We start from the raw sequence: 22191 nt of genomic DNA, 5'->3' as shown, positions 1-22191 counted from the left end.
CACGGGAGTTTCCATAGGGCGGGCCCGTGCCGGAAGACACGGGCCCGCCCGAACACCTGGGCGGCCCACCCGCCCACCCTTTCCAGGGCCTGCAAAAGCGACGGCGGCCCCGGCCAAGGTTGGCCGGGGCCGCCGAATGCAGAGCCGAGCACCAGCTCCTGCCCCTCTCGCCTCGTCGCCTGGCATCCCTCGTTCTGCGTAGGAAGTCGGCCAGGCCGACTTCCTACGCAGAACGAGGAGGGCCGCGGCCATGTTGGACGCTATGGGAATTGATGCAGTTTCGTCCGACTGCCCCCGCCGAACGAGTCCGGCGGGGGCAGCGATGCAGGGACTGACTGGCGCGAAGAATGCAAGCCCGGCATACGACATGATGGAAATTTGGCCGACGAGGAACGATAACCGCCGACTTGGATGTCAGGGATGGCAGGTCAGGATTCCACCAAGGCATGTGATCTTGAATGACCCCTCGGTTGCGATCACAGCGGCAGCAATATCGGCCGCCCGGCTGACGGTCTCGTGGAACGGGACGCCACATTGGTCAGCCCAAGCCTCGTAGGAGGCCAAGTGGGCAACGATTGGCGCGGGGTCGGTTATCTCGATGATGCCGGGCAGTTCCCGCACCTGAATGTTCTTGAACGTCGTCCCGAGGTAACCGGGGGCCTTCTCCAGGGAGAATCGGGAGCTGAGGGAGACCCGTGCCGGCCCCTCTGGAATGCCCAGGACGTCGCCCGCGGCCCTGGACCAGAGCCGGTCCAGCTCCTGCTTGTCGGTGTCACTGTTGGTCGAGGCGATGAGCATGCCGCCAGGCCGGAGGACGCGGGCCAGTTCCTTGATCGTGGCCTCGATGTCGCCGACGTGGTACAGCATGTGCAGGGCCAGCAAGGCGTCGGCACTGTTGTCAGCGAAGGGCAGGGCCTGGGCATCGGCCACCAGGACCGGCTTCGCGACATCGGTGAGGATGCCCGCCGAGATGTCCGTCCCGACGACCTGAAGGTCCGGGCGGTCCTTGTGTAGGCGGCTGACGAACTTGCCGTTGCCGCAGCCGATGTCGAGGACGGTACCGCTGGTGTTGGCCAGCTCTTCGACGACGATCCCAGGCAGGTCGTACTGCGGCTGCTGCCACCGGTAGATGGACTGGCGAGCGACCAGGTGGCGTCCGTCGGCATAGGCGCTGTTCGCGAGGATCGCCTTATCGGCGACTGCGGCGTCCTGCTGTGCGGTGTTGCTCGTCACTGTGGCAGCTCCGGAGGGTTCGTGAGTGCGGGCCGAGAGCAGGCTTCTCTGACATTCTCACGGAGACTCAGGACGATCGGGGAGCCTGCGTAGGCGGGCTCGGCGAGACGAGTGCTCAGCGCCCGAAGGCGGGTGGAGATGCTCGCTGTTCGCCGGTCCGGTCCGGCGTCCAGCACCACCGAGAGTTTCTCCTGTACGCCGTCGAGGTCGCCGTGGGCGAGGTGGGCGTTGGCGAGGTCAAGGCGGGCGGCCAGCAGGTCGCCGGAGGACTGTTCCTGCTGCGGCGCGGACTCGTACAGGGCGATGGCCCTGGAGGACGCCTCGATGGCACGGTTCACGTGAGCCTGGCCGCCCAGGGCAAGGAAGGCGGTACCGGCGTAGGTCCACTCCTTGGCCTCGGGAAACGTGAACACGCCGGGGGGGTCCACGGCGACTACTGTGCTCCGCGCCGCCTCGGCCGCTCCCACGGCCCGTAGCGCGCTCGCGCTGTCGCCGAGCGCCGCGGTGGCCCGTGCTTCGAGGCTGAGCAGACGGGCTGCAATCGTCCCATTGTCCGCGTACGGCAGTCCGGCTCTGGCCAGCTCGGCGGCCTGGCGGTGGTCCTGCTGCCAGTAGGCGATCAGGGACTGGACGGATCGGATCCAGGCCCGGAGACCGTTGTGGCCGGCTGACTCCGCGCAGCGCCAGGCCGTTCGCGAATGCGTAGCCGCAGCTGTGTATTGGCCGAGGTCGAGGGCGACATGGGTGGCCAGGCCACAGAGGCGCCCGGCTTGCAGGTAGAGATGGCTGGTTTGGTAGGGGTGTTGGCGACCTTGGAGTAAGTCGAACACTCCTCGCCGGAGGGTTCCGATGTCGTGGAAGAGCTCGGACACCGGCTTGCTCACGTACTCCCCTGCCAGCCTCGCAATGTCCGCGTCGATCTGTTCGAGCAGCGTATCGTCCACGTTGGACGCGCTCGCGAAGCGGAGGAAGAGCGCGGACTCTGCCGAGTCGGCTGCCACGGCCGCTACGAGATCGTTGTCGTGGTCCGTGCGCCGGGCAGGCACAGGAGGCGAGGCGTCGCCGACGCTGCTGGACTGTGGCGCTGCTTCGCCGGCTACAGGGGGTGCTGCCAGCAGGGCGGCCAACTGGTCAGCCGAGAGTCCCAGGGCGCGGGCGAGCTTCGGCCGTATCCAGGGCTGTGGTGCGCCCCTACCGCTCTCCCACCGCCCCACAGTCGTGCGGTCCACATCGAGGGCTTCAGCCAGGGATTCCTGGGTGTGGCCGACAGCCTCCCTGCGCTGGATCAGCCGGGACCTCCTGGATGCCATCCCGCCTCCTCCAGAGGTACGTCAGTTCGTCCGTAGCCATAACAGGCCAGGTCATGCCCGGGTTTGCAGCACGGATGCCTCATTGCCGCTTCAATTCTGCTCTGGTTCACCGGCGTTGGAGGCGGTTCTGTAGATACCTGCCGGGTGAATCCCGGCGCGAATCGGCCCGCTGCCGACCTCGTCCCGGTGAAAGGTCCGCGCTCATGTCCGTCGCCACCCGCCAAGCCAATGCTCTCGCCCCGTTCGGCTTTCGCGTGCTGCCCAGTGCCGAGGCCGTGCCGGACGCCCGGCGGCAGGTGATACGGGCCGTGCGCGGTTGGGGCTTGCCGCTGGCGGAGGACGCGCTCCGCGATGTCGAGTTGCTGTCCAGCGAGCTGATCACCAACGCCGTGTGCCACACGGACGCCCCGTGCGCCGTGTGCGTGTCCTGGGACGGTGAGCGGCTGCGCGTCGAGGTGACGGATATCGGCCACGAGCTGCCGGCTGCAGGCGGGATCGATCTCGATGCCACCGACGGGCGAGGGCTGTTCCTGGTGGCAGCGCTCGCGACGGACTGGGGCGCCGAGCCGGACCCCGTCGGCAAACGGATCTGGTTCGAGGTCGGCACCACCGCTGCCGTTTCGGGCGACGAGCGACTCACCGCGCTGGTGACGGCCGCTGCCCCGAAGGCACGGGACATCGTGCCGACCAGCGTCTGACAAGACTTCCTCCAGCCCCGACGCGGGTTTGGGGGGATACGGGTGCCCGCGCTGGTCAACAGCCACGCGGCGTAAGCACCTGAGGTTCCTTGCTGGCGGCTTGCCCCGGCAACGGATCCATCGCTGCACCCACGACGGGGCCGGGCAGTCGGCCCACCCCATGACTCCGAAGGAGTGCTTCATGCCCGAGAACCTGACGACCAGCACCGAGCTGGAGGGCGACGGCCTGCTGGTCGCCCGCGCGAAGGTCGCCGCGGCCCGCTCGCGCGGCGAGCAGCCGTCGGACGGCGGCTCCACCGGCCGAACCGACACCAACGACTGACGGCTGCACCACAATGACCGCCGAGCACTTCTCGGTGGTTGAGCGTCTGGGCGGGGATGACTTCCTCGCCCGGACGCTCGGCCGCAGCTTCAAGGTCGCACGCGGCGAAGCCGCGTCACTCGCCGGACTCATGAGCTGGGATGACCTCAACGCCATCCTGACCCACCACCGGTTCGAACCCCCTCGCTTCCGACTCGCCACCAACGGGGAGCAACTGCCCGCGCACACGTACTCCCGGCCGATCGTCACCCGGCGGAGCACCGTCTGGCACCAGCTCCAGCCCTCCGAGTTGCACCAGCGTCTGGCCGAGGGCGCCACGCTGGTGCTGGACGCCGTTGACGAGCTGCACCCCGGAATCGGTGCTCTGGCCGGCCAACTTGAGCGCTGGCTGCGAACCGGCGCGCAGGTCAACCTGTACGGCTCCTGGACCGGCATCGAAGGCTTCGGTGTCCACTGGGACGATCACGACGTGGTAGTCGTCCAGCTCGACGGCGCGAAGCGCTGGCGCATCTACGGCCCCACCCGCATGGTGCCGATGCACCGCGACGTCGAGACACCCGAACCGCCGCCCGAGGAGCCCGTCGCCGATCTGGTTCTCACCGCCGGCGATGTGCTCTACCTGCCCCGGGGCTGGTGGCACGCCGTCGCCGCCTCCGAGGGCCAGCACTCACTGCATGTCACGTGCGGGCTGCAGAGCACGACGGGCGCCGATCTGATCACCTGGCTCTCGGAAACGTTGCGCGCCCACGAGGCGGTCCGGGCGGACCTCCCGCGCTTCGGGACCGCCGAAGAGCAGCACGCCTTCCTCGACACGATCGGCAAGCTCCTCACGGCCGAGCTGGAAAGCGACGACCTGATCGCCCGCTTCTCCTCCGCGCGTGACGCCACCGAGCGAGCCCGGCTCGCACCGTCGCTGCCCCACATCACGGCGGCCCCGCCGGACGCCGACCTCCAAGTGCGCCTGGTCACCACGCGGCCCGCGCTCACGGCCGTGTCCGACGCCACTGTCCGGCTGACCGCCGGCGGTGAGGAGTGGACGTTCGCCGCCAAGGCCGAGCCGATGCTCGCGCTCCTCGCCGACGGAGAACCTCACCGGCTGGCCGATCTCGCACAGGCCGCAGGCATCACTCTCGGGCAGGCAGCCGGCGTCGCGACGGAGCTGGTCGACGGCCAGGCCGCCGCGATCGGAGGTGCGCGATGACGGCCCGGCTGGGCCTCGGCACCTACCGCTGCCTCGATGTGGCCGAGGCCGCGCTCATGGCCGCGTCCCGGGGTGCCGACTGGGTGGACACCGCGCCCAACTACGCAGGCGGCCGGGCGGAGACGTGGCTCGCCGTGGTTCTGGCTGCCTACCCGGATCTGCGCGTCTCCACGAAGGTGGGCTTCGTCCCGGCCAGCGCCAGGCACATCGGTGTGCGAGCCGGTGCCCTGTCCGCTGCGAACGCCAACCGCGGGCATTGCCTCACCCCGGACTACATCGCCTGGCAGCTCGCGCGCAGCAGGCTCATGCTCGACCGGGTGCCCGATCTGGTGTTCGTGCACAACCCCGAACACGACTGCGCGGATGGCGAGATCGCCGATCGGCTCTTCAACGCCTTCCTGGCCCTGGAGGAGGCGTGCAGCCAACAGGTCATCAGTGCCTATGGAGTGGCGACCTGGCGCGGCTTCAGCAGCGGTCTCTTCGACGTACCCATGCTGATCGAACTCGCGGCCAAGGCCGGCGGACCGAACCACCACCTGTGGGCCATCCAGTTCCCGATCTCCCTCGTCCACCTTGCGCCCGTCGCCCAGGCTCTCGACGGACACGGCCCGCTGGCGGATGCCCTGGCTGCGGGCTTGAAGGTGTTCGCTTCCGCCCCGCTCCACGGCGGCGAGATCCCCGGCATGGTGACCCCGGAACTGTCCGAGCTGATCAACCCTGGCAAGACCCCTGCCGAGGCCGCCCTCGCCGTCGTTGCTTCAGCCCCCGGAGTGAAGCGCGTGCTCCTGTCGACGGGGAACCCGGAACACTGGGGGCAGGCCGCCGAAGCCGTCGGCCGACCGCCGCTGTCTCCGGACGTACTTCGAAGGGTCGTTGATGTACTCGGAACCTGAGCCGGACACCGCCAGGCGGATGCGCGGGATGCACGCCACAGCAGCAGCGGCGCTCGACGCGACGCCTACCGGCTCCCACGAAGCGTGGGGCTGGCGTGGACGTACCCTCAGTCGCCCGGTCGCCACGGCGTCCGGCCAGGGCTGGCTTCGCCTGGTGTCCGCCCCGGCCGACAAAGCCGGCGGAAAGCTCTGGGAGGGACCGCAGGAGGCAGAACGGCTCATGCCTCCTGCGGTACCCAGGCCGCGCCTGCGGGAGCGGCGCACCTGGACCGACGGCGAGCACGGTTACCTGGCAGAGCTGTACGACAAGATCACCGACCCCACCATCACCACACACGAGCCGATCCTCCGGAAAGCGCCCGACCTGGAGGACGCCTGGTGGGACGAACTCAGCACCACCCTCGACACCATTTCCACCGTTCCCAGCAGCCGAGTTGCGGTCCGGCAGGAGTACCTGGACCGTGCCATGCCCCAGTACCTGGGCATCCCGATCGACACCAAGGCGCCCGCCTGGACGACCGCTCACGGCGACCTGCACTGGGCCAACCTCACAGGCCCAACCCTCACGGTCCTCGACTGGGAAGGCTGGGGCATCGCACCCGCCGGCTACGACACTGCGCTGCTGTACTCCTACAGCCTCCTCGTTCCCGACGCCGCCGCCGAAGTCCGGCGGCGGCTCGGGCACATCCTCGACACCCCTGCCGGGAGGTTCGCGGAACTCGTGGTCATCGCCGAACTGCTGCAGACAGTCACCCGCGGCGACAACCTGGAACTGAAGGGAGCGCTACGGGCACGGCTCGCCTGTTTGACGGAGAGGTGAAGCAGCGTCCCGTCGAGGTTGCCCGATCTCTCACAAACGGTTCACACCCTCTGTAGTCGATGTGCTACCTTCCGCATCATCAACAGAACATAGGAGACCCCGGCGATGCAGCAACATCCCGGGGTCAGGCACCAGGAGCAGCAACTCCAGATGCAGATTCATCGTAGCGCGCACGTGCGCGCGTTCACCGTGCTTCCCAACGGCCTGTTGCAGGACCGTCGGCTCAGTTACACCGCCCGCGGCCTGCTCACCGACCTGCTCTCCCGCCCGAACGGTTGGCGTGAGGACGGGCGGCAGATGGCGGACAGCAGCCCGCAGGGTCGGGGCGCCGTCCGGCGGGCGCTCAAGGAGCTGAAGGACGCCGGGTACTACCGGGTCGACATGGTCCGGATGCCCGACGGCACCGTCCGGTCCGAGGCCCACGTCTTCGACACCCCGCAGTCGGCACCGGTTGTCACCCGCCCGGCCGCCGGTGAACGGATCCCCGGCCGCGCTGTCGTCCCTCCCGTAAAGGACCCGGGACAAGAACCCACCCTCCCGGATGAACAGACCCGGGCCGCCGTGGCCGTGCTGTTCCGGGTGATCCGGCCCGAACCCCGTCTGCGCCTCGGCGAGGCCGAGGCGCAGACGCTGGCACCACTCGTCATCCGGTGGCTGGAACGGGGCAGCAACGAGGCCGAGTTGGCCCAGGCCCTGCTCCCCGGGCTGCCGCAGCCGATGCACTCCCCGGCGGCGATCCTCCGAGATCGCCTGGAACGCAAGCTGCCGCCGGAACGAGCGGCGCCGCCGCCGGTGTCGTACGCCGAATGCGGCCGCTGCCACGACCCGGTGCCCCGGCCGGGCATCTGCCGCGCCTGCGCGGGCCTGGGCACGAGAACCGTCGCCGTCGGCAGCGGTGCCCGGGCCACCCCGGGCGGCGTCGCCCGTGCCCGCGCGGCGCTGCGCGGACGACCTCAGCCGGCCTGAGGCTGTTACGGACGGGCGCCCGGTTCGTCGACGATGGCGCGAGCGAGAACGGTCATCTGGCCCATGATGTCGCCCTTCTTGACGCTCGCGCCGTCGGTGACGGCCACGGTGCGCTCGCCGAGGAAGGTGTAGTCGCTGCGGTCGAAGATCCACTGGGACTCGACCTTCCCACCGCCGTCCCGGCGCGCGACGGCGACGCCGGGACGGCCGGCGGCGTCGGTCACCGAGTCGATCACCGTGACGCCGGGGATCTTCGCAGCGGCCCGGTAGAGCGCGGCACTGACGGCGGGCGGGGCGATCTGCTCGCGCAGGAGGTCGCCGATGGTCCTGAACGCCTCCTCGTCGGGGCCGGGTCCCAGGCCCGCGGTGTCGGCGTGGATCCTGGCCAGCAGTGCGTCCGGGTCGGTCGGCAGGGCGGCGACGTAGGCGTAGCTGCCGATCCCGGAGTAGGGCGCGGGTTCGGGCTCCCCGTGCTCGTCGCTTCCTCCGGGGTTCGGCAGATGCCCGTCCAGGAGCAGCAGTCCCCGCCTGCTGCCGTCGACGGACCTCCAGACCTCCCGGTCCCGCGGAGCCTCGCCCTCCGACTTCGCCCACTCGTCCAGGCTCTTCACGTAGACGAACTGGTCCCCGCGCGCCGCCGACGCGGGCTGCTGTTCGGCGGCCCTCGCCGCGCGGTCCAGGACGACCGCCGCCACCGGTCGGCCGGAGTCGGAGCCCTGCTGCGGCTGCCCACCGATCAGCACCAGGGACAGCGCCAGGCCGCCCGCCAGGGCGGGCAGGGCCACCCAGCCGAGCCGGATCCGCCGGGGCACGGCCGCCGGCCCGCGCGCGAACTCGCTCATCAGGTGCCCACGCAGCTGCCGCCGGCGGTCGGCGGAGAGCCCCGACCCCGTGGGCGGTGGCAGCGGCCGGGCGAGTTCGGCTCGTTCGTCCTCGTTCATCGGGTCCTCCCCGGTGTCGTCGACCTGGCCGCTTCGGTGCGGCCACCCCGTACCTGTCCGGCATCCGGAAGGAGTTCCCGCCCGCCCCGAAGCTCCTCGTCCGCCAGCGCGCGCAGCTTGGTACGGGCGCGCGAGAGCCGGGAGCGCACCGTGCCGATCGGCACCCCGAGTGCCTCGGCCGCGCTCGCGTAGTCCAGGCCCGCCCAGACACAGAGTCCGAACACCTCGCGCTCGGCCTTCCGCAGCCCGGCCAGTGCCCGCCGGACGGCGGCGAGCTGGGCGCCGTCGTCGAGCCGTCCGACCAACTCGTCGGCGAAGTCCGGCAGTACGTCGCGGTCGGGCAACCTCGCCATCGCCGCCCGGTGCCGCCGGGCCGCCCGGGTCGTGTTGCGCAGGACCTGGGCGGCTATCCCGAACAGCCAGGGCCGCACCGGCCCGCCGTCCTCCCGCAACCTGTCGCGCAGGCGCCATGCTTCGAGGAACGTCAGCTGGACGACGTCCTCCGCGGCCGCCCGGTCCCCCACCACCCGCACCGCGTACCAGTACAGGTCATCCGCCGTCTCATCGAACAACTCCCCGAACGCCCACTGGTCTCCGCTCCTCAATCGCGCCCGCTGTGACAGTTCCACACCCCCACCTGTCCGCGGCCCCCGCCCGGTTCCCGCCGGCCCGGGAAAACGGCGGGCCCCGACGAAACCGTCGGTTTCGCCGGGGCCCGTTCCGTACGGGGGCGGGGCCGTCGGTCAGTCGGCCGGGGGCCGGGTGGCGAGGCTGCGGGTGTAGTGGGCGGCGGCGAGGACGGAGGCCATCAGCTCGGAGTCGAGCACCGAGGCGTCGGCCAGCCGGGTGGCCGACGCGTGGGAGCCGAGCAGCGTCTTGGTGACCCTCAGGGCGGCCTCGGGGCGGCGCGTGATGGGCCTGGTCCACTCGGCCACCGCCCCGTCCAGGTCCTGCTCGGGGACGACGCGCTGCAGGATGGTGAGCTCACCCGCCTCCACCGCACCGACCGGACGGCCGGTGAGGATGATCTCCCGGACCCGGGCCGCGCCGACCTCGTGGAGCAGACGGGGCAGCAGACCGCCCCAGGCGACGGGCAGGCCCAGGGCGAGCTCGGGCAGCCGGAAGACGGCGTTGTCGGCGCCGACCCGCAGGTCGCAGGCGAGCGCCAGGGCGAAGCCTGCGCCGGTCGCCCGGCCCTGGACCCGTGCGACGGTGACGGCGGAGCTGTTGGCGAGGGCGTCGCAGACCCTGCGGGCCTTCTCCCCGTAGCTCCGTATCCGGCCGCCGGTCGGGTCCTCGTCCAGGCCCGCGAAGAGCTCGTCGCGGTCGCCGCCGAGGCAGAAGTCCCGGCCGGCCCCGGACAGCACGATCACGCGCACGGCCGGGTCGGGTACCGCGAGGACGGCGAGGAGTTCGTCCAGCATGGCCGAGGTGACGGCGTTCCCGGTCCCCGGGCTGTTCAGCTCGACGTGGAGCACCGCGTCCCGGAGCTCGGAACGGACCGTACGGACCGGCGCGGGCCCGGGGACCGGCGCGGGCCCGGGGACCGGCGCGGGCCCGGGGACCGGCGCGGGCCCGGGCTCGGGGTACCAGCCGCCGGGCGCCGGAGGGTTCGTCGGGTACGGGGGCTGCATCGCGTACGGGGGGTACTGGGGAGCCTGCGGGGAAACGTTCATGCGGCGACTCTCAGGGACGTCACCCGGTGGAAGACCATCCGGGGCGCGTGCTCCGGCGGGCTCACCGCCCGCAGCGTCGGGAAGCGCTCCAGCAGCTGGCTGAGCAGGGCGCGCGCCTCCAGCCGGGCCAGGCCCGCGCCGAGGCAGTAGTGGGCGCCGCCGCCGAAGGTGAGGTGGGTGCCCCGGCGGAGCGGGTCGAAGGTGTGCGGGTCCGGGTTGCGGCGCGGATCGCGGTTGGCCGCGCCGTACATCACGTGGACCATGGTGTCCTTGGGGAGGAACACCCCGGCCAGCACGGTGTCCTCGCCCGCGACGCGGCTGTTGACGCGGATCGGCGGGTCGTAGCGCAGCGCCTCGTCGATCGCCTCGTCGATGTGCTCGGGCCGCTCCCGCAGCCACTCCCACCTGCCCGGCGACTGCAGCAGCTGCCACACCAGCGAGGAGAGCAGCGTCGCCGTGGTCTCCAGCGAGGCGATGGTGACGAACATGGTGAGCTGGTAGACCATCCGGTCGGTGGCCTCGCGGTCGGACTCCAGCGCGTCCCAGGTGCGGATCCAGCCGGCGATCACGTCGTCGCCGTCGTTCTCGCGGCGCTCCCGGACGAGACGGGTGAAGTACTCGCGCAGGTCCATGGTGGCCTGCTCGGAGACCGCCAGCTGGCTCTTGGTGGGCAGCAGTTCCTGGGCGTGCACCTGGTTGTGGGTCATCGTCAGGATGTGCGGGTAGTCCGCCGGCGCGATGTCCAGCCAGCGTCCGATGGTGCCGATCGGCAGCTGCTCGCTGACCACGGAGGCGAAGTCCGCCTCGCCGTCCGTCCGTATTCGCTCGGCCAGGCGGTCGAGCAGCCCGGCGGCGTCGGCCTCGATCTCCGGCGCCATGTCCCGGAGGGTGTTCCGGTCGAAGAGGCTCCCGAGGCTGCGCCGCTGCCGGGTGTGCTCGGGGGCGTTGAGCCGGGAGAGGGTCCGGCTCATCTCCTGGGTGGCGACGGCCTCCCAGCGCTCCGTCCCGGTCTGCCGCTCCTGCCAGGCGAAGTCGGGGACGAGCCAGGTCCTGCCGCGCAGGACCTGGTCGCACGCTTCGTACCCGGTGACCAGGTAGCCGCCCCAGGGCGCCGGGACGAGGTCGCCCAGCGCCCGCAGCTCGTCGTAGACCGGACTCGGGTCGGCGAGCCCCTCGGCCGACCGCAGCCTCCGCAGGAGTGGCACGGCGGCGCGGCGGTCGGCCCTTCCACCGGGGCTCTCCAGGTCCGCGGGGCGGGCTTCCAACATGGCGGTCACACGGGGCTCCTATCGCGCGGGCGGGCAGTACGGCGGCGATCTACCCAGTAACAGCGCGCTCAAGCATCGATCCGTGTTGCTCCCGTCACGTTCCGCACCACCGTCGTGAGCCGTTCACCTCGCGGTGACCGAACGGCTCCCGACGGCGCGTCGGACCGGCCCCGGGCCGTCTCAGAGCCGGAAGACGTCCAGGAAGGAGCTCCACCACCCCTTCTTCTGCGGGGCCCGGGCGGACGCCGTGGCGGTGCCCTGCGGGTACACCTGAGCCGTCTCGGAGCCGGACACCGCCCCGGGCGGGGCGGTGTCCGGGCTCACGGCCGGCGCCGTGGTGCGGGCGGCCACCGGGCTGAACCGCACCGGCAGCGAGACCAGGCCGCGCTGGAACGGGCCCGGCCGCCACTCCACGCTCTGCGCGGGCACCGCGAGCGTGACGTCCGGGAGCGCGTTGAGCAGGCACTCGATCGCGCTCAGTGCGATCAGCTGGGCCGGGGACTTGGCCGGGCAGGCGTGCGGGCCGGCGCCCCAGGCCAGGTGGGCCCCCTTGCTGAGGGTCAGCCGGGCGTCGGTCAGCGCGGGGTCGCTGTTGGCGGCGGCGAAGCTGATCACCACCGGGCTGCCGGCGTCCATCGGGACGCCGCCCAGGTTGAGGTCCTGTATCGGGTAGTGCGTCGCGTAGTTGGCGATCGGCGGGTTGTTCCACAGCACGTCGTCGAGGGCGTCCTCGATGCGCAGTCCGGAACCGCCCTCGCCGGACAGCAGCAGGAGCAGCGCGTTGCCGATGAGGTTGCGCTCGGGCTCGACGCCGGCGCCCATCAGCATGACCAGCTGGTCCTTGAGCTCCTCGTCCCGCAGGCCGGCCGGGTGCTGGATGAGCCAGGAGGTGATGTCGTCGCCCGGCTGACGGCGCTTGAGCGCGACCAGGTCCATCAGGCAGGAGGTCAGCTCCTCGTTGGCCTGGATCACGTCGAGGCCGTCGAAGAGCGCGGACATGCTGCGGGTCAGCCGGTCGCCGATGTCGGCCGGGCAGCCGAAGAGCTGGTTGAACAGCAGCAGCGGCAGCAGCTTGGCGTAGTCGTTGAGCAGGTCTGCCCGGCCCAGCGCGCTGAACTGGTCGATCAGGTAGCCGGCGATCCGCTCGACGTGCCGGTTGAGCCGGTTGTCGTTGAGCCGGTCCAGGCTCTCGGTGACGGCCTTGCGCAGCCGCAGGTGCTCGGCGCCGTCCGTGAAGAGGCAGTTGGGCCGGTAGAACATCATCGGCAGGACGGGGCTGTCCATCGGCACCCGGCCCTCGTTCAGCGCCGCCCAGCGCCGCGAGTCCCGGGCGAACATTCCCGGGTTCTGGAGCACCCGCAGCGCGGCCTCGTGCGAGGTGACCAGGGTGGCGTCCACCCCCGGGGCCAACTCCACCGGTGCGGCGGGACCGTTGGCGCGCAGCTTGTCGTAGACCGCTTCGGGGTCGGACGAGAACATCTCCCCGTAGAGCGGTGTGCTCACGCCGGCATGCATCGGGCAGCCCGGCGGCGCCGACTGCGGGACGGGTCGCTGCAGAGATTCCATGGGTCGTTCCTTGGAGGAGGCCCCGGGCGGGTGCGGACCCGGGAGACGTGAGGGGAGGGAGACGTGGGGGAGGTCAGGAGGCGCGGTCGAGCAGGTGCCGCACGAGCGTCAGCAGGGCGTTGGCCGAGGAGCGCTGGTCCCGGGCGTCGCAGAACACCACCGGCGTGTGCGGCAGCAGGTCGAGTGCCTCGCGCAGCTGGTCCTCGGTGTACTCGCTCTGCCGGTCGAAGCTGTTGACCGCCACCGCGTAGTCCAGGCCGTACTGCTCGATCAGGTCGATGACGGGGAAGGTGTCCGCGAGGCGGGTCGGGTCGGCCAGCAGCAGCGCTCCCAGCGCCCCCCGTGCCATGTCCTCCCACAGCTGCATGAACCGCTGCTGCCCCGGCGTGCCGAACAGGTACAGCACCAGGTCGTCGCCGAGCGTCAGCCGGCCGAAGTCCAGGGCGACGGTCGTGGTCTTCTTGTCCGGCACGCCGCGGAGGTCGTCGACGCGGGTGGACGCCTGCGTCATGCTCTCCTCGGTGCTCAGCGGGGCGATCTCCGACAGTGCGCCGATGAGCGTGGTCTTGCCGACCGCGAAGTGCCCCACGACCAGGATCTTGACAGCGGTCGTCACCGCGCCCGGGACGTAGATGTCCTCAGGCGAACCGGCGTTGAAGTCCATGCAGTACCTTCTCTAGAAGTCTCGGGTCCGGGGCCTGGGCCGGGGGCGGGGCCGACCGGCGCAGCAGCCGTCCCTCACGGATCAGGTCCGTCAGCAGCAGCCTCACGACCCCCACCGGCAGCTCCAGCCGGGCCGCGACCTCTGCCACCGAGAGGTAGCCGCCGGAGCACAGCTCCCAGATCGCCCGGGTCTCCGGGCTCGGCAGGGCGGGGAGGTCCTGCTCGGGCGCGACGGTGACCAGGGTGATCAGAGACAGGTCGTCCGCACTCGGTAACTCGCGCCCACCCGTGATGACGTAGGAGCGGATGAAACCGCCGGTGACCCTCTGTTCCTCGCCGCCGGCCGTCATGAGCCGCTGAGCGTGCTCTGGCGCGGAGCCGCCGACATCGCCCGTCCGAGTGCGCCCACCTGCTGCTGCATCCGGAAGGACATCGCCTCCATGTCGACGTCGGGGGCGGTGGAGGCGGCCAGGTACGCGCCGCTGCCGGCCGCGATCAGGAAGATCCAGCCGTGGTCGTACTCCAGGAGGGTCTGGCGCCAGAGCCCGCCGCCTCCGCCGACGAACGGGGCGACCGCGCGGCTCAGCGACTGCATCGAGCTCATCGCGGCGGCGTTGGTCTCCGCCTCGTCACGGCCGATCTCGCTGGACCGCTCGAGCAGGAGGCCGTCGGCGGAGACGAGGATGGCGTGCCGGGCACCGGGTACTTGGAGTACGTCGTTGAGCACCCAGGAAAGATCACGGCTCACTGGATCTCGGTTCCTTCCGTGGTCATGGTGTTACGCCCGGACAGCGTGCCGCGCTGGAACGCGCCGAGGCGGGACGGCGTGTGCTGGCCGGTGCTCCGCATCGGCTCCTCGGCCCGGCCGGGGTCCTGCGGAGTGGGGACGACCGACACGGGGCGCTGGCGGCGGCGCCGGGGCAGCAGCCCGTCCGCGGTCGTCTCCGGTCCCGCCGTCGCCGCGGGCGGCGCCGGCACCGGGGCCAGCGGCGCCGCCGGCTCGGACAGCGACACGAGCCGCTGACCGGCCGGTTGCCCCCAGGCCTGCGCGGGCTGCTCCACCGGCGCGGCCTGGTAGTCGGCGTACTCGGCGGCGGGCGGGGCCGCGACCTCGCTGCTGAGCAGCTCGGCCGGCAGCAGCACCACGGCCCGCACGCCCCCGTACGGGGAGACCGAGTCGACGGAGACCCGGAAGCCGTAGCGGGCGGCCAGCATGCCGGAGACGGCGAAGCCGAACTTCGGGGGGTTGCCCAGGCTGGTGAGGCTGATCGGCGCGCCCGGGTTCAGGAGCACCGCCGCGCGGTCCTTCTCCTCCTGGCCCATGCCGAGGCCGGCGTCGTCGATGATCAGGCAGACGCCGGTGGGGACGGCCTGGACACTGACCTCCACCGGGGTGTCCGGGGCGGAGTAGTTGGTCGCGTTGGCGAGCAGCTCGGACAGCACGACGGCGATGGGCTCGACGACCTTGCTGGCGAGCGAGACGCTGACCCGGGAGTGGATCCGCACCCGGTCGAAGTGCCGGATCCGGCCCTGGGCGCTGCGGACCACGTCGTAGACCGAGGCGACGCTCTCACGGCGGCCCAGCCAGCCGCCGCAGAGCACCGCGATGCCCTGGGCGCGCCGGCCGAACTGGCTGTTCGTGTGGTCGATCGTCATCAGGTCGGCGAGGATCTGCGGGCTGTCGCCGTACTTCCGCTGCACCTTGTCGATGACGACCTGCTGCTCGTCGGCCAAGCCCTGCAGCGTCCGCATCGCCGCCTTGAGGACGGCCTTGGTGTCCTCCTCGGCGTCCCGTCGGACGGCCGTCAGCTCGGACGCGTGCTGGCCCTGCATGCGGTCGTGCAGCACGGCGAGCTCGTCGCGCTGCCGCTGTGCCAGGGCGCTCTCCTCCTCCAGGGAGGCGTTGCGCCGCCGCAGGGCGAGGTTCGTCCTGCGGGCTTGGAGGGCCGCTCCGACGGCTGCGAGCATCACCACGATGAAGACCCAGAAAAAGGGTTCCTGCACAAATGACGTCATGAAACTCTCTTCAGGTGGCATCGCGTGGAGCCGGTCCGGGCCCCAAATCGCGAATGGGACTGGCGGCCTGAACCTCTCCGAAAGACACCTGATGTCACATCACATCGAAGTGCTTTGCGGCACGAGACCTGCGGCGACGCCTATCGCGGAGTCAGCCTACTGCAACTCATGCCATGTCAGAACAGATGCCAAAAAGGGCACTTGGGGTGAAATTCGACGACCCGCCGGGGGCTCTGGTGCCAATTGGCGAAGTTTGTGATGCCGCGTTAACCACAGGGACACATCTCGACCACACCCGCGTTCACGCGCAGAGTGATTCCGCTGTCACGCTCCGGAATTCGCGCCGTCCGGGAACGCCCGAGGGCTCCGGCGAACCGCGCGGTTCGCCGGAGCCCTCGGCTGCGGCCGGACCGCCGCTCGGTCAGGAGCACTTGGCGGCGAAGTTCACCAAGGACATCCCGGCGACCTTGTCACCGTCCATGGTGAACACGTACTGCCAGCCCGGCTGGTCCTCCACCGGGAGCTCGTACCGGTCGGCCCCCCGCTGCTTGAGGCCCTTGGTGCCGTAGGCCTGCTGCAGGGCGTCCGCGGTGGAGCCGGCGCCGACGCCCTCGGCGGTCCTCGCCTCCGCCGGGGCGACGAGCTCGCGCAGGCCGGAGGGCGCGAAGGAGGCCCGGCCGGTGGCCAGGTACGCCTTCTCCATGGTCTCCCGGGCGACCTTCAGGTCGACCAGGGCCATCGTCGAGTCCGCGATCGCCTTGGCGGCGGCGGCCGAGTCCTGGGCCGAGGCGGCCGAGGCGGCGGCGGCCGCGGCCGCGTCCTTCGCGGAGGCGCCCGGCGCCAGGGTGCCCCCCGGCGCGGGAGCCTTGCCGCTGGCCGCGTCCGCCTTGGCGCTGAGGTCCTTGTAGCGGGCCTCGGTGGCGGCCTCGGCGGCCATCCGGGCCTGGTCCGGAGCCGGGCCGCCCTTGTAGACGAAGTCCGTGCAGCCGCCGAGCAGCGAGACCGGCGCGGCCTCCAGTGCCCCGGTGGCCAGGCCCGCGTCCTTCGCCATGCCCGGCTTCAGACCGCGGTAGCCGGTTGCCGCGAAGGCCTCGGGCGCCTTCGACGTGGCCGCCGCCGAGGGCGTGCCGGCGGCGGCGGCCGGGGCCTTCGCCGTGTCCTTCTTGTCGTCGGACGTACAGGCCGCCGCTCCGGCGACCAGCAGTGCCACCGAGATGCCCGCACCCAGCGCGCGGACCGAGGCTCTGTTCTTCCCCATGTCGTCAACCCCCCACGTGATCGTTCGAGGGCCACCGTAGCGAAGGTCCGCCCACGGTCCACAACCGGTTTCCGGAGCCGGGAACGCGGGAGGGGCCCGCGTCCGTGGACGCGGGCCCCTCCGGTGCAGCCGTCCGTCAGCGCATCGAACCGGTGCGCAGCAGGGTGCGGATGACGCGCATCGCGACCGAGAGGCTGGACAGCTCGTAGTTGTCCGAACCCCTTATGTCGTCGAGGGTGCTCTTGGCGCGGTTCAGCAGGGTCGCGTTGAGCTCGGCCCAGGCGGCGTACCGCTCCTCCGGGGTGGCGCCCTCGGGACCGCAGGCCAGGATGTCGGCGGTCAGCGCCGCGTGCGCCGCGAAGAGGTCCTCGCGGATCGCGGCCCGGGCCATCGACGACCAGCGGTCGGTGCGGGGCAGCTCGATGATGCGGTCGAGCAGGTGCGAGATCTGGAGCCGGTCGCCCAGGTCGTAGTAGAGGTCGGTGACCTCGGCGACGTCCTTGCCGGAGCGGTCCGCGACCTCGGCGATGTCCAGGGTCGGGAAGACCGAGGACAGGCCGGCGATCCGGGTGGCCAGCTCCTCCGGCACCCCGGCCTCGGCGAGCTCGTCGTACACCGACTCGAACCAGGTCAGGTCCTCGCCGCGCAGCGGCTTGGGCAGCGAGGCCCAGACCTGGTTGACCCGGTCGTGGAAGAACTCGATGGTGCCGGCGATGTCGAGCGGCTGGCGGCGGTTGTTGAGCATCCACCGGGTGGCGCGCTCGACCAGGCGCCGCGAGTGCAGCCGCATCTTGGTCTGCACCCGGGCCGGGACCTTGTTGTCCAGGTCCTCGATCTCGGCCCAGATCTGCTCCAGGTCGAAGACGGCCCGCGCGGCGGTGTGCGTCCGGGCGATCTCCTCGTAGGTCGCGCCGGTCTCCTCCTTCAGGCGGAAGGCGAAGGTGCAGCCACCGCGGTTGATCGTGTCGTTGACGATCAGCGTGGTGATGATCTCGCGGCGCAGCGCGTGGTTGTCGATCGCGTCGGCGAACTTCGCCCGCAGCGCGCTCGGGAAGTACTCGTGCAGCGCGGTGTGGAAGAACGGGTCGTCCGGCAGCTCGGTGGCCAGCAGCTCCTCGGCCAGGATGATCTTGGTGTACGCGAGCAGGACGGACATCTCGGGCTGCGAGAGGCCGCGGCCGTTCTGCTGGCGCTCACGGATCTGGCGCTCGGTGGGCAGGAACTCCAGCGTCCGGTCCAGCTGGCCGGCCGACTCGAAGCGGTTGATCATCCGGGCGTGCACGTTGACCATGCTGTGCGCCTGGGCGACGGCGTTGGCCAGCACCACGTTCTGCGCGTAGTTGTTGCGCAGCACCAGGTGGCCGACCTCGTCGGTCATCTCGGCCAGCAGGGCGTTGCGCTGCTTGACCGTCATGTCGCCCTCGGCGACGACCTGGTTGAGCAGGATCTTGATGTTGACCTCGTGGTCCGAGGTGTCCACACCGGCGGAGTTGTCGATCGCGTCGGTGTCGATCCAGCCGCCGGCGCCCTCCGGGCCGCCGGTGGCCGCGTACTCGATGCGGCCGAGCTGGGTGCAGCCGAGGTTGCCGCCCTCGCCGATGACCCGGGCCCGGACCTGCTCGCCGTTGACCCGGATGGAGTCGTTGGACTTGTCGCCGACCTCGGCGTTGGTCTCGGTGGAGGCCTTGACGTAGGTGCCGATGCCGCCGTTCCAGAACAGGTCGACCGGGGCCTGGAGGACCGCCTTCATCAGCTCGGCCGGGGTCAGGCGGGTCGCCTCGACGCCGAGGGCCGCGCGGACCTGCGGGGTCAGCTGGATCGACTTGGCGCTGCGCGGGAAGACCCCGCCGCCGGCCGAGATCAGCGACTTGTCGTAGTCGTCCCAGGAGCTGCGCGGCAGCTCGAACAGGCGGCGGCGCTCGGCGTAGGAGACGGCCGCGTCCGGGTTCGGGTCGAGGAAGATGTGGCGGTGGTCGAAGGCGGCGACCAGGCGGATGTGCTCGCTGAGCAGCATGCCGTTGCCGAAGACATCGCCGGACATGTCGCCGATGCCGATGACGGTGAAGTCCTCGGTCTGGGTGTCGACGCCGAGCTCGCGGAAGTTGCGCTTGACCGACTCCCAGGCGCCGCGGGCGGTGATGCCCATGCCCTTGTGGTCGTAGCCGGCCGAGCCGCCGGAGGCGAACGCGTCGCCCAGCCAGAAGCCGTAGGACTCGGCGACGCCGTTGGCGATGTCCGAGAAGGTCGCGGTGCCCTTGTCGGCGGCGACGACCAGGTAGGTGTCGTCCTCGTCGTGGCGGACCACGTCGGCCGGGTGCACGACCTCGCCGCCGACCAGGTTGTCGGTGATGTCGAGCAGCGCCGAGATGAAGGTCTTGTACGAGGAGACGCCCTCGGCCAGCCAGGCGTCGCGGTCGACCGTCGGGTCCGGCAGCTGCTTGGCGACGAAGCCGCCCTTGGCGCCGACCGGGACGATGACGGTGTTCTTGACCATCTGCGCCTTGACCAGGCCCAGGATCTCGGTGCGGAAGTCCTCACGCCGGTCGGACCAGCGCAGACCGCCGCGGGCGACCTTGCCGAAGCGCAGGTGGACGCCCTCGACCTGCGGCGAGTAGACCCAGATCTCGAACGCCGGGCGCGGGGCCGGCAGCTCCGGGATGGCCTTCGGGTCGAACTTCATCGACACGTAGGAGTGCCACTCGCCGGAGACGGCGCGCTGGAAGAAGTTGGTCCGCAGGGTGGCCTTGATGAGGTTCAGGAAGGAGCGCAGGATGCGGTCCTCGTCCAGCGAGACGACCTCGTCGAGGGCGCCGGCCAGCTCCTCCAGGATGCCCTCGGTCAGCTCCAGGGCGCCCGAACGGTGGCTCGGGCTCAGCCGGGCCTCGAACAGGTTGACCAGCAGCCGGGTGGTGTGGGTGTTGTTGCGGAGCGCGTCCTCCATGTAGTCCTGGGAGAACGTGGAGCCCGCCTGGCGCAGGTACTTGGCGTACGTGCGCAGCATCATCGCCTGGCGCCAGGTCAGCCCGGCGGTCAGCACCAGCTCGTTGAAGCCGTCGTTCTCGGCCTTGCCGGTCCAGGTGGCGGCGAAGGTCTCCTGGAAGCGCTCGCGGGCCTCGTCGGTGAGCTCGGTGGCCTCGCGCAGCTTCAGGCCGAAGTCGTAGACCCACGCGGTGGTGCCGTCGGAGCGGCGCAGCGCGTACGGGTGCTCGTCCAGCACCTCGACGCCCAGGCGCTGGAGCACCGGCAGGACCTCGGTGAGCGAGATCGGGCCGCCGACCCGGTAGATCTTGAAGCGGCGCTCGTCGTGGCCGGCGCCGACCGGCTGGTACAGGTTCAGGCGGAAGTCGCCCTCGCCGTGCAGCGACTCGATCTGCTTGATGTCGGCGACGGCGGTGCGCGGCGGGAAGTCGGCGCGGTAGCCGTCGGGGAAGGCGTTGGCGTACTTGTGGCCGAGCTCGGCGGCCTTCTCCTCGCCCAGTTCGAGGTGCAGCTGGTCGTGGAAGCCGTCCATCCAGAACCGGGCGGCCTCGGCCAGCCGGTTCTCGATCCGCTCGATGTCGGAGTCGGTGAGGTGCGGCAGCTCGGTGCCCGGGGCGACCCGGACCACGAAGTGCAGGCGGGTCAGCACCGACTCGGTGGCGTACACCGTGTAGTCGATGGTGGCGCCGTTCAGCTCCTCCTTGAGGATGTCGGTGAGCAGCAGCCGGATGCGCGTGGTGTAGCGGTCGCGCGGCAGGTAGATGAACGCCGAGAAGTAGCGCCCGTACTCGTCCTGGCGCAGGAAGAGCCGCAGCTTGCGGCGCTCCTGGAGGTAGAGCACGCTCGTCGCGATGGAGAGCAGCTCGGAGGCCGGGGTCTGGAAGATCTCGTCCCGCGGGAAGGTCTCCATGATCTGGAGCAGGTCGCGGCCGTCGTGGCTCTCACTGGAGAAGCCGGACTCCTCCAGCACCGCCTGGACCTTGCGGCGCACGACCGGGATGCGGGTGACCGACTCGGTGTAGGCGGCGGAGGAGAACAGGCCGAGGAAGCGGCGCTCGCCGACCGGCTCGCCGGCGGCGTTGAACTTCTTCACGCCGACGTAGTCCAGGTAGGACGGGCGGTGCACGGTGGCACGGCTGTTGGCCTTGGTCAGGACGAGCAGCTTCTTCTCGTGGGCCTTGGCGCGCACCGGCGCGGAGAGCCGGCCGAAGGCCTCGCTGACCGCGTGGTGGGCGTCGTCGTGGCTGCGCGGGTCGGAGCGCAGGATGCCGAGGCCGGTCCCGGCGACGGCCCTGAGGACCTCCTCGCCCTCGTGCTCGACCAGGTCGTACTCGCGGTAGCCGAGGAAGGTGAAGTGGTCGTCGGCGAGCCAGCGCATCAGCTCCCAGGCCTCGCCGACCTCCTGCTCGGGCAGGCCGGCCGGGGGCTGCTCGGCCAGCTCGTCGGCCAGGCGCAGCGCGCTCTCGCGCATCTTCGTCCAGTCCTCGACGACCTCGCGGACGTCGCCGAGCACACGGCGCAGGTCGGCCTCGATGGAGCGCAGGTCCTCGCGGTCGGTCTCGCGGTCGACCTCGATGTGCATCCACGACTCGACCGTCGCGTCGGCGGGCCACTCGGTGCCGGCGGCCAGGCTGCGGGAGCAGGCGTCGACGTCCAGGATCTCCAGCAGCTTGCCGGTGATGTCACGGCGGACGACCAGCTGGGGGTGGATCACGATGTGGATCGCGCGGTCCTGGCGGGACAGCTCGTTGGTGACGGAGTCGACCAGGAAGGGCATGTCGTCGGTGACGACCTCGACCACGGTGTGGCCGCAGGACCAGCCGTTCTCCTCGACCGAGGGGGTGTGGACCCGCACCTCGGCGGTGCCCTGCGGGCGCTTGAGGCCCAGGCGGTAGTGGGAGGCGGCCGCGCCGTAGACGTCGACCGGGTCGAGGTCGACCAGGTCCTCGGGCGCGGTGTGGAGGTAGTAGTGGTGCAGGTACGCGGTCAGAGCGCCGTTGCTCAGACCTTCCCCCGGCGCCGCTCCCCCCACCTGGCTGTTCTCAGCGGCTGCGGCTGCCTTCTTGAGCAGTTCGGCCTTGGCTGCGTCCAGCTTGGTCTGCATGACTTCTTGGCTCCTGTCGCGCGCCGTTGCGTGACTCGGTGGTGTGTGGATGTACACCGACGGGTCACCGCAATCCTGCCGCACCATCCGACTGAAAGGGGCTCATGGCACGCATGAAACGCCCGCCCAGCGGGTAGGACGTCTCATTCGTCCTGCGAGCCACCCGACGACGCCAGCCAGCCTAACCGGATCAATCGAAGGTGGACAGGGACAGGTAGGCGCAAACCCGCAGGATGTCGGGTCCGTCCTGGACAGCATGTCCAAACCGGAGCCTGGT

Annotated in this window: 19 protein-coding genes; 6 read left to right on the top strand and 13 right to left on the bottom strand. The window is 70.9% G+C overall.

The window, feature by feature from the left end:
* Positions 1 to 414: 414 nt before the first annotated feature.
* Together ACIRRH_RS18425 and ACIRRH_RS18420 are read right to left on the bottom strand one after the other, a co-directional pair.
* A complete protein-coding gene (locus ACIRRH_RS18425; protein ID WP_403068049.1) occupies positions 415 to 1233 on the bottom strand; it encodes a class I SAM-dependent methyltransferase in 819 nt (272 codons plus the stop codon).
* Positions 1230 to 2543, bottom strand: coding sequence for a helix-turn-helix transcriptional regulator (locus tag ACIRRH_RS18420; protein WP_403068046.1), 1314 nt, complete (start codon positions 2541 to 2543; stop codon positions 1230 to 1232). Before ACIRRH_RS18420 ends, ACIRRH_RS18425 begins: the two co-directional genes overlap by 4 nt.
* 203 nt (positions 2544 to 2746) lie before the next feature.
* Here ACIRRH_RS18420 and ACIRRH_RS18415 point away from each other — a divergent pair, with 203 nt between their 5' ends.
* The 6 genes from ACIRRH_RS18415 (at position 2747) to ACIRRH_RS18390 (ending at position 7443) form a co-directional block, all read left to right on the top strand.
* Positions 2747 to 3241 (top strand): ATP-binding protein, encoded by a 495-nt coding sequence (locus ACIRRH_RS18415; RefSeq protein ID WP_403068043.1) that lies wholly within the window; start codon positions 2747 to 2749, stop codon positions 3239 to 3241.
* Between the two features lie 181 nt (positions 3242 to 3422).
* The gene (locus ACIRRH_RS18410) at positions 3423 to 3563 is read left to right on the top strand and encodes a hypothetical protein (RefSeq protein WP_280696480.1); all 141 of its coding nucleotides are present in this window, start codon (positions 3423 to 3425) and stop codon (positions 3561 to 3563) included.
* A 13-nt stretch (positions 3564 to 3576) separates the two neighbouring features.
* A complete protein-coding gene (locus ACIRRH_RS18405; RefSeq protein ID WP_403068040.1) occupies positions 3577 to 4764 on the top strand; it encodes a cupin domain-containing protein in 1188 nt (395 codons plus the stop codon).
* Positions 4761 to 5657 carry an aldo/keto reductase gene (locus ACIRRH_RS18400; RefSeq protein ID WP_403068037.1) on the top strand — a complete coding sequence of 299 codons (897 nt, stop codon included), beginning with the start codon at positions 4761 to 4763 and terminating at the stop codon, positions 5655 to 5657. Before ACIRRH_RS18405 ends, ACIRRH_RS18400 begins: the two co-directional genes overlap by 4 nt.
* A 220-nt stretch (positions 5658 to 5877) precedes the next feature.
* Positions 5878 to 6477, top strand: a complete 600-nt coding sequence (locus ACIRRH_RS18395) for a hypothetical protein (RefSeq protein WP_403068034.1) — start codon at positions 5878 to 5880, stop codon at positions 6475 to 6477.
* Between the two features lie 150 nt (positions 6478 to 6627).
* The gene (locus ACIRRH_RS18390; RefSeq protein WP_403068031.1) at positions 6628 to 7443 is read left to right on the top strand and encodes a hypothetical protein; all 816 of its coding nucleotides are present in this window, start codon (positions 6628 to 6630) and stop codon (positions 7441 to 7443) included.
* 5 nt (positions 7444 to 7448) lie between these two features.
* On the opposite strand, the gene ACIRRH_RS18385 is transcribed toward ACIRRH_RS18390, so the two are convergent.
* The 11 genes from ACIRRH_RS18385 to ACIRRH_RS18335 all read right to left on the bottom strand — a co-directional run bounded on the left by ACIRRH_RS18385 (position 7449) and on the right by ACIRRH_RS18335 (position 21914).
* Entirely contained in the window at positions 7449 to 8384 is a 936-nt protein-coding gene (locus tag ACIRRH_RS18385; protein WP_403068028.1) for a CU044_5270 family protein, read from the bottom strand.
* Positions 8381 to 8956, bottom strand: coding sequence for an RNA polymerase sigma factor (locus ACIRRH_RS18380; protein ID WP_403068025.1), 576 nt, complete (start codon positions 8954 to 8956; stop codon positions 8381 to 8383). The genes ACIRRH_RS18385 and ACIRRH_RS18380 overlap by 4 nt, the downstream gene beginning before the upstream one ends.
* A 171-nt stretch (positions 8957 to 9127) precedes the next feature.
* The gene (locus ACIRRH_RS18375) at positions 9128 to 10018 is read right to left on the bottom strand and encodes an enoyl-CoA hydratase/isomerase family protein (RefSeq protein WP_403068567.1); all 891 of its coding nucleotides are present in this window, start codon (positions 10016 to 10018) and stop codon (positions 9128 to 9130) included.
* Between the two features lie 38 nt (positions 10019 to 10056).
* Positions 10057 to 11190, bottom strand: coding sequence for a cytochrome P450 (locus tag ACIRRH_RS18370; protein ID WP_403068564.1), 1134 nt, complete (start codon positions 11188 to 11190; stop codon positions 10057 to 10059).
* Positions 11191 to 11508: 318 nt separating this feature from the next.
* Positions 11509 to 12894, bottom strand: a complete 1386-nt coding sequence (locus ACIRRH_RS18365) for a cytochrome P450 (protein WP_403068022.1) — start codon at positions 12892 to 12894, stop codon at positions 11509 to 11511.
* 73 nt (positions 12895 to 12967) lie between these two features.
* On the bottom strand, positions 12968 to 13558 hold the full coding sequence (locus ACIRRH_RS18360) for an ATP/GTP-binding protein (RefSeq protein ID WP_224283212.1): 591 nt from the start codon (positions 13556 to 13558) through the stop codon (positions 12968 to 12970).
* The gene (locus tag ACIRRH_RS18355; RefSeq protein WP_224283213.1) at positions 13533 to 13907 is read right to left on the bottom strand and encodes a DUF742 domain-containing protein; all 375 of its coding nucleotides are present in this window, start codon (positions 13905 to 13907) and stop codon (positions 13533 to 13535) included. Before ACIRRH_RS18355 ends, ACIRRH_RS18360 begins: the two co-directional genes overlap by 26 nt.
* Positions 13904 to 14305: a roadblock/LC7 domain-containing protein gene (locus ACIRRH_RS18350; protein ID WP_359908526.1), complete on the bottom strand. Its 402-nt coding sequence runs from the start codon at positions 14303 to 14305 to the stop codon at positions 13904 to 13906. Before ACIRRH_RS18350 ends, ACIRRH_RS18355 begins: the two co-directional genes overlap by 4 nt.
* Entirely contained in the window at positions 14302 to 15573 is a 1272-nt protein-coding gene (locus ACIRRH_RS18345) for an ATP-binding protein (RefSeq protein ID WP_403068017.1), read from the bottom strand. The genes ACIRRH_RS18350 and ACIRRH_RS18345 overlap by 4 nt, the downstream gene beginning before the upstream one ends.
* Before the next feature lie 421 nt (positions 15574 to 15994).
* Entirely contained in the window at positions 15995 to 16831 is an 837-nt protein-coding gene (locus tag ACIRRH_RS18340) for a hypothetical protein (RefSeq protein WP_403068015.1), read from the bottom strand.
* A 136-nt stretch (positions 16832 to 16967) separates the two neighbouring features.
* Complete coding sequence (locus ACIRRH_RS18335) at positions 16968 to 21914, bottom strand: NAD-glutamate dehydrogenase (protein ID WP_403068012.1); 4947 nt, start codon at positions 21912 to 21914, stop codon at positions 16968 to 16970.
* Positions 21915 to 22191 lie beyond the last annotated feature (277 nt).

The sequence above is a fragment of the Kitasatospora sp. NPDC101235 genome, assembly GCF_044767505.1.
In the GTDB taxonomy this organism is placed as follows: domain Bacteria; phylum Actinomycetota; class Actinomycetes; order Streptomycetales; family Streptomycetaceae; genus Kitasatospora.
Note: the sequence above shows the minus strand (reverse complement) of the source record. Positions and strands in the feature narration are given on the sequence as shown.

Bases quoted from the DNA above. Each gene is read 5' to 3' on its own strand.
- ACIRRH_RS18390 (WP_403068031.1), top strand. From the start codon at position 6,628: ATGCAGATTCATCGTAGCGCGCACGTGCGCGCGTTCACCGTGCTTCCC.
- ACIRRH_RS18375 (WP_403068567.1), bottom strand. From the start codon at position 10,018: ATGCAGCCCCCGTACCCGACGAACCCTCCGGCGCCCGGCGGCTGGTAC.
- ACIRRH_RS18410 (WP_280696480.1), top strand. From the start codon at position 3,423: ATGCCCGAGAACCTGACGACCAGCACCGAGCTGGAGGGCGACGGCCTG.
- ACIRRH_RS18385 (WP_403068028.1), bottom strand. From the start codon at position 8,384: ATGAACGAGGACGAACGAGCCGAACTCGCCCGGCCGCTGCCACCGCCC.
- ACIRRH_RS18355 (WP_224283213.1), bottom strand. From the start codon at position 13,907: ATGACGGCCGGCGGCGAGGAACAGAGGGTCACCGGCGGTTTCATCCGC.
- ACIRRH_RS18400 (WP_403068037.1), top strand. From the start codon at position 4,761: ATGACGGCCCGGCTGGGCCTCGGCACCTACCGCTGCCTCGATGTGGCC.
- ACIRRH_RS18360 (WP_224283212.1), bottom strand. From the start codon at position 13,558: ATGGACTTCAACGCCGGTTCGCCTGAGGACATCTACGTCCCGGGCGCG.
- ACIRRH_RS18365 (WP_403068022.1), bottom strand. From the start codon at position 12,894: ATGGAATCTCTGCAGCGACCCGTCCCGCAGTCGGCGCCGCCGGGCTGC.
- ACIRRH_RS18340 (WP_403068015.1), bottom strand. From the start codon at position 16,831: ATGGGGAAGAACAGAGCCTCGGTCCGCGCGCTGGGTGCGGGCATCTCG.
- ACIRRH_RS18420 (WP_403068046.1), bottom strand. From the start codon at position 2,543: ATGGCATCCAGGAGGTCCCGGCTGATCCAGCGCAGGGAGGCTGTCGGC.
- ACIRRH_RS18395 (WP_403068034.1), top strand. From the start codon at position 5,878: ATGCCTCCTGCGGTACCCAGGCCGCGCCTGCGGGAGCGGCGCACCTGG.
- ACIRRH_RS18415 (WP_403068043.1), top strand. From the start codon at position 2,747: ATGTCCGTCGCCACCCGCCAAGCCAATGCTCTCGCCCCGTTCGGCTTT.
- ACIRRH_RS18335 (WP_403068012.1), bottom strand. From the start codon at position 21,914: ATGCAGACCAAGCTGGACGCAGCCAAGGCCGAACTGCTCAAGAAGGCA.
- ACIRRH_RS18345 (WP_403068017.1), bottom strand. From the start codon at position 15,573: ATGACGTCATTTGTGCAGGAACCCTTTTTCTGGGTCTTCATCGTGGTG.
- ACIRRH_RS18405 (WP_403068040.1), top strand. From the start codon at position 3,577: ATGACCGCCGAGCACTTCTCGGTGGTTGAGCGTCTGGGCGGGGATGAC.